Source organism: Streptomyces sparsus (genome assembly GCF_054776295.1).
This window is the reverse complement of the sequence record NZ_BAAHCA010000299.1, coordinates 1-5179: the sequence shown is the minus strand read 5'-3', so window position 1 is coordinate 5179 and position 5179 is coordinate 1. Positions and strand designations below refer to the sequence as shown.

Annotated in this window: 3 protein-coding genes; all 3 read right to left on the bottom strand. The window is 73.9% G+C overall.

What is annotated here, in order from left to right; all coding sequences use genetic code 11:
- Positions 1-1039: AfsR/SARP family transcriptional regulator (locus tag ACYVE9_RS14810; RefSeq protein ID WP_461028308.1), on the bottom strand; the 1039-nt coding region annotated here is incomplete at its 3' end.
- Positions 1040-1251: 212 nt separating this feature from the next.
- Positions 1252-2385, bottom strand: a complete 1134-nt coding sequence (locus ACYVE9_RS14805) for an ADP-ribosylglycohydrolase family protein (protein WP_461028307.1) — start codon at positions 2383-2385, stop codon at positions 1252-1254.
- Between the two features lie 165 nt (positions 2386-2550).
- Positions 2551-5136 carry a bifunctional FO biosynthesis protein CofGH gene (locus ACYVE9_RS14800; RefSeq protein ID WP_461028306.1) on the bottom strand — a complete coding sequence of 862 codons (2586 nt, stop codon included), beginning with the start codon at positions 5134-5136 and terminating at the stop codon, positions 2551-2553.
- Between the last annotated feature and the right edge of the window lie 43 nt (positions 5137-5179).

The following is a 5179-nucleotide window of genomic DNA, read 5'->3' as shown; positions in this document are numbered from 1 at the left end:
CGCCTTGCAGGTCCACGTACAGCCGGCCGTCGGGGAAGTCGTCCCGGGCGGCGTGCGCCACGTGCACGGCCAGGGTCGTCTTGCCCACACCGCCGATGCCGGCGACCGCGGAGACCGCCATCACCCGCCCCTCCGCGCGGCGGAGCCGGCTGCCCAACTCCGCCACGACGGCCTGCCGGCCGGTGAAGTCCGGCACAGTGGCCGGAAGTTGCTGTGGACGACGGGCCGGTGCCGACGTTTCGGGAGCGGCGGCGGGCGCGGCGAGGGTGTCGTCGCCGCGCAGGATGCGCTGTTGCAGGTCGGCCAGTTCGGGCCGTGGCTCCACACCCAGTTCGTCGGCCAGCAGCCGCCGGGTGTCGGCGTACACGGCGAGCGCCTCCGCCTGCCTGCCACTGCGGTAGAGGGCCAGCATCAGCAGCTCCCGCAGCCGTTCCCGCAGCGGGTGCTCGGCGGTCAGCGCGGTCAGTTCCGAGACGGCCTCGGCGTGGCCGCCCACCCGGAGGTCCAGGGCCAGGCAGTGTTCCGTCACGGAGAGCCGCCACTCCTCGAGCCGCACCCGCTGCGTCTCCGCGTACGGGCCGGGCACCTGGGCCAGCGGCTCACCGTCCCACTGGGCCAGCGCCTCCCGGTACAGGTCACGGGCCCGGCCGTGGTCGCCGCCCTGCGCGGCCCGCTCGGCGTCGGCGACCAGCCGCTCGGCCACGTCCAGGTCCAGCCCGGCGTCCTCGCCGGTGCGGATCGCGTACCCGCCGGACTCGCTGACGAGAGCCTGCGCGCCCAGGACCTTGCGCAGCCGGAAGGCGTAGGTGCGCAGTGCCGCGAGGGCCTGCTGCGGGGGCTGCTCCCCCCAGAGCGCGTCCACCAGCTCCTGCGCGGTCGCGGTGTGTCCGCCGCGCAACAGCAGCGCGGCCAGCAGGGCGCGCTGCTGCGGGGAGCCGGTGTTCAGCGGCTCCCCCTTCAGCCAGGCCCGCACGGGCCCGAGCACCGCGAAGCGCAGCCCTGTCCCCGAGTCGGCGACCATGAGTGCCCCCTCGTCCATCCGTCCCTGGGTGCCGCACCTCGCACAGTCTGCCCTGTGCGAGGTGGAAGGGGCAGTTCCGTACCGGCCGTTGACGGGGCCCGGCACGTCCCCAACCGGGAAGGTTAACCCGGTTCCGGCAGGGGCGAGTCGGCCACCGGCGCTTACCGGCCCCGGCGGGCCGCTCGGCCCGGCGGCCGGGACGCCCCCGGCTCGTGGGTCGGGGGCGGGCGTCAGGCTCTCGGGTAGCGCTGGAGCCAGCCGGGGGAGTGGGACGGGGTGGCCGGATCGTGCAGAGCCGGGCCCTGCGTCATCTCCATGGCGAAGTCGTCGGCCAGTTCCAGGATCGTCGCCCGACCCTCCAGCTCCGTCACCCAGTTCGGCGGCAGCGCCGTCTCTCCGTGCCAGGCCCCCAGCAGGTTGCCGCAGACCGACCCGGTGGAGTCGGAGTCGCCGCCGTGGTTGACGGCCAGCAGCAGGCCGTGGCGCACGTCCTCGGCGACCAGCGCGCAGTACACGCCCATGCCGAGGGCCTCCTCGGCCGTCCAGCCCTCACCGAGCGACTCCACCCGCTCCGCGGTGGGCAGGCCCTGGCGCACCGCGCCCAGCGCCCGCTTCAACGCGTCCGTGGTCTCCTCGTGGCCGGGCCGCGCGGCCAGCAGCACCAGCGTCTGCTGCACGGCACCGTCCAGCGAGGCGCCTCGGGTCAGGCCGTGCACGATCACCGCGAACGCGCCGGCCGCCAGGCAGCCCGTGGGGTGTCCGTGGGTCTGCGCCGCGCACTCCACCGCCAGCTGGAACACCAGCTGCGGCTCCCAGCCGACGAGCAACCCGAAGGGCGCCGACCGCATCACGGTGCCGCAGCCCTTCGAGCCGGGGTTCTTCGGCTGCTCCAGCGTGCCCATGCGGTCGTCGGCAAGGCCCGTCAGGCAGGCGTTGCCCGGAGCGCGCCGCGAGTACAGCCACTCCTGCCGGGCCAGCCAGCCGTCGTCCTTGCGTCGCTCGTCCGGACCCCAGTCGCGCTGCGTCGCCGCCCAGCGGAGATACGCCGCGTGCACGTCGGTCGGCGGATGCCAGGCCCCGGCGTCCCGGCGGACGTGCGCCCGTATCAGGCCGTCCACGGTGAACAGCGTCATCTGGGTGTCGTCGGTCACCGCGCCGCGCCGCCCGTAGGCGGGCACGTAGTCCGTCACGCCCTCGGTGCCGTGGGCCTGCCGGATGGCGTCCAGGGAGTCGAACTCGATGCCCGCGCCGAGGGCGTCGCCGATCGCCCCGCCCACCAGGCAGCCGCGCACCCGGCTGCGGAAGTCCTGCTGCTCGGCGCGCCCCCACACGGCGGTGTTGCCGGAATTGCCTGATCCGGTCACTGTGCCCCCTCACCCGGTCGACCCTGCCCAGTTCAGCACTGTAAACGACCGGACCCGACCGCCATCAGGCGTCGATCCGGTCACCGGCGGCGCCGACGGACGCGGGCGGAGGGCGGGGTCGAGGCACGGGGCAGCCGGCCGGGGCAGGCCCGGACCCCGGTGCCGTCAGTCGCCGAGTACCGGCAGCAGCTCCGGCAGGTGGCCGTCGTGGTCCCGCGCGGTCCGCTGCCGCTCGGCCGGAACCTCGCCGTACGTGGTGGTCCGGGGCCGGGCCGGACGTCCGGCGGCCTCCGCGATGCCGGCCAGGTCCCGCACCGAGCGGTACGAGCCGTACGACGAGCCGGCCATCCGCGAGATGGTCTCCTCCATCAGCGTGCCGCCCAGGTCGTTGGCGCCCGACCGCAGCATCTCCGCGGCCCCCTCCGCACCCAGCTTCACCCAACTGGTCTGGATGTTGGTGATGTGCGGGTGCAGCAGCAGCCGGGCCATGGCCGTCACCGCACGGTTGTCCCGCACCGTCGGCCCGGGCCGGGCGATGCCCGCCAGGTAGACCGGCGCGTTGGTGTGGACGAACGGCAGCGTGACGAACTCGGTGAAGCCGCCCGTCTCCTGCTGGAGACCGGCCAGCGTGCGGAAGTGCCCGAGCCAGTGCCGGGGTTGGTCGACGTGGCCGTACATCATCGTCGACGACGACCGCAGGCCCAGCTCGTGCGCGGTCCGCACCACCTCGATCCAGGTGGCCGCCGGCAGCTTGCCCTTGGTGAGCACCCAGCGCACGTCGTCGTCGAGGATCTCCGCGGCCGTCCCCGGGATCGAGTCCAGCCCGGCCTCCTTGGCCGCGGTCAACCAGTCCCTGATCGACAGACCCGTGCGGGACGCCCCGTTGACGACCTCCATCGGGGAGAACGCGTGCACGTGCATGCGGGGCACCCGCTCCTTCACCGCCCGCGCGATGTCGAAGTAGGCGGTGCCGGGCAGGTCCGGATGGATGCCGCCCTGCATGCACACCTCCACCGCGCCCACCTCCCAGGCCTGTTGGGCCCGGTCGGCGACCTGCTCAAGCGACAGCGTGAAGGCGTCCGCGTCGGTGCGCCGCTGCGCGAACGCGCAGAACCGGCAACCGGTGTAACAGACGTTGGTGAAGTTGATGTTGCGGGTGACGATGTACGTGACGTCGTCCCCCACGGTGTCCCGGCGCAGGTCGTCCGCGATCCGGCACAGCGCGTCCAGCGCCGGCCCGTCGGCGTGCAGCAGCGCCAACGCCTCGTCGTCGCCGAGGCGTCGCGGGTCGTCGGCGGCCGTGGCGAGCGCGGCCCGCACGTCGGTGTCGATGCGCTGCGGCACCATGCCGGGAGCCGCCCGCTCGCGCAGCGCCTCCCAGTCGCCGTACACCTCGTCGAAGTCGTCGCGGCGGTCCGCCGTCCGGCCGGACGTGTCGATGGTCCGGTGCAGGTCCGTGCGGCCGGACGCGGAGGCGGTGAACTCCTCGTCCGGCTCCTGCCACGGCAGCCCGGACGGCACGGCGTCCTCACGGGCCAGACCCGTCCCGGCGTCCGACAACGCCCGCACGTGCGGCAGCAGCCGCGGGTCGAGCCACGGCTCGCCGCGCCGCAGGAACTCCGGGTAGACGGTGAGCCGTTCCCGCAGCGTGAACCCGGCCTCCGCGGTCCGGGCGGCCAGGTCGTCGATGTGCGGCCAGGGCCGTTCCGGGTTCACGTGGTCCGGCGTCAGCGGTGACACACCGCCCCAGTCGTCGATGCCCGCGCCGATCAGCAGCCGGTACTCGTCGTCGACCAGGTTCGGCGGCGCCTGCACCCGGGCCGACGGCCCGAGCACGTGCCGGGTGACGGCGACGGCCGCGGCCAGCTCCGACAGTTCGGCGTCCGGCATGCCGCGCATCGCCGTGTCCGGCTTGGCGCGGAAGTTCTGCACGATGACTTCCTGGATGCCGTGGTACGCCCGCTGGATGCGGCGCAGCGCGAACAACGCCTCGGCCCGCTCCTGGTGGTTCTCGCCGATCCCGATCAGCACACCCGTGGTGAACGGCACGTTGGACCGCCCCGCGTCCTCCAGGACACGCAGCCGCACGGCCGGCTCCTTGTCCGGCGAGCCGTGGTGCGGCCCGCCCGGCTCCGACCACAGGCGGGTCGCCGTCGTCTCCAGCATCATGCCCATCGAGGGCGCGACCGGCTTGAGCCGCTGGAGGTCCGTCCAGGACAGCACACCCGGATTGAGGTGCGGCAGCAGCCCCGTCTCCTCCAGCACCCGGATCGCCATCGCCCGCACATACGCCAGGGTGTCGTCGTACCCGTGCGCGTCGAGCCACTCGCGGGCTTCCGGCCAGCGCTCCTCGGGACGGTCGCCGAGCGTGAACAGCGCTTCCTTGCAGCCCAGTTCGGCGCCCCTGCGGGCCACGTCCAGCACCTCGTCGGGAGACATGTACATCCCGTGCCCGGCCCCCCGCAGCTTGCCGGGCACGGTGACGAACGTGCAGTAGTGGCATCTGTCCCGGCACAAGCGGGTCAGCGGGATGAAGACCTTGCGCGAGTAGGTGATGACCCCGGGTCGTCCCGCGGCCTCCAGACCGGCGTCCCGCACCCGCGCGGCGGACGCCGTCAGATCGGCCAGGTCGTCGCCCCGGGCCTGGAGCAGCACGGCGGCTTCGCTGGTGTCCAGCGTGACGCCGTCCCTGGCCCGGCGCAGCGCGCGGCGCATGGCGTTGGCAGTCGGTCCCTGCGCGTCTGAGGTCATTACCCGAGGGTACGACCCTGTCCCGACCAGCGGCACAGCAGTT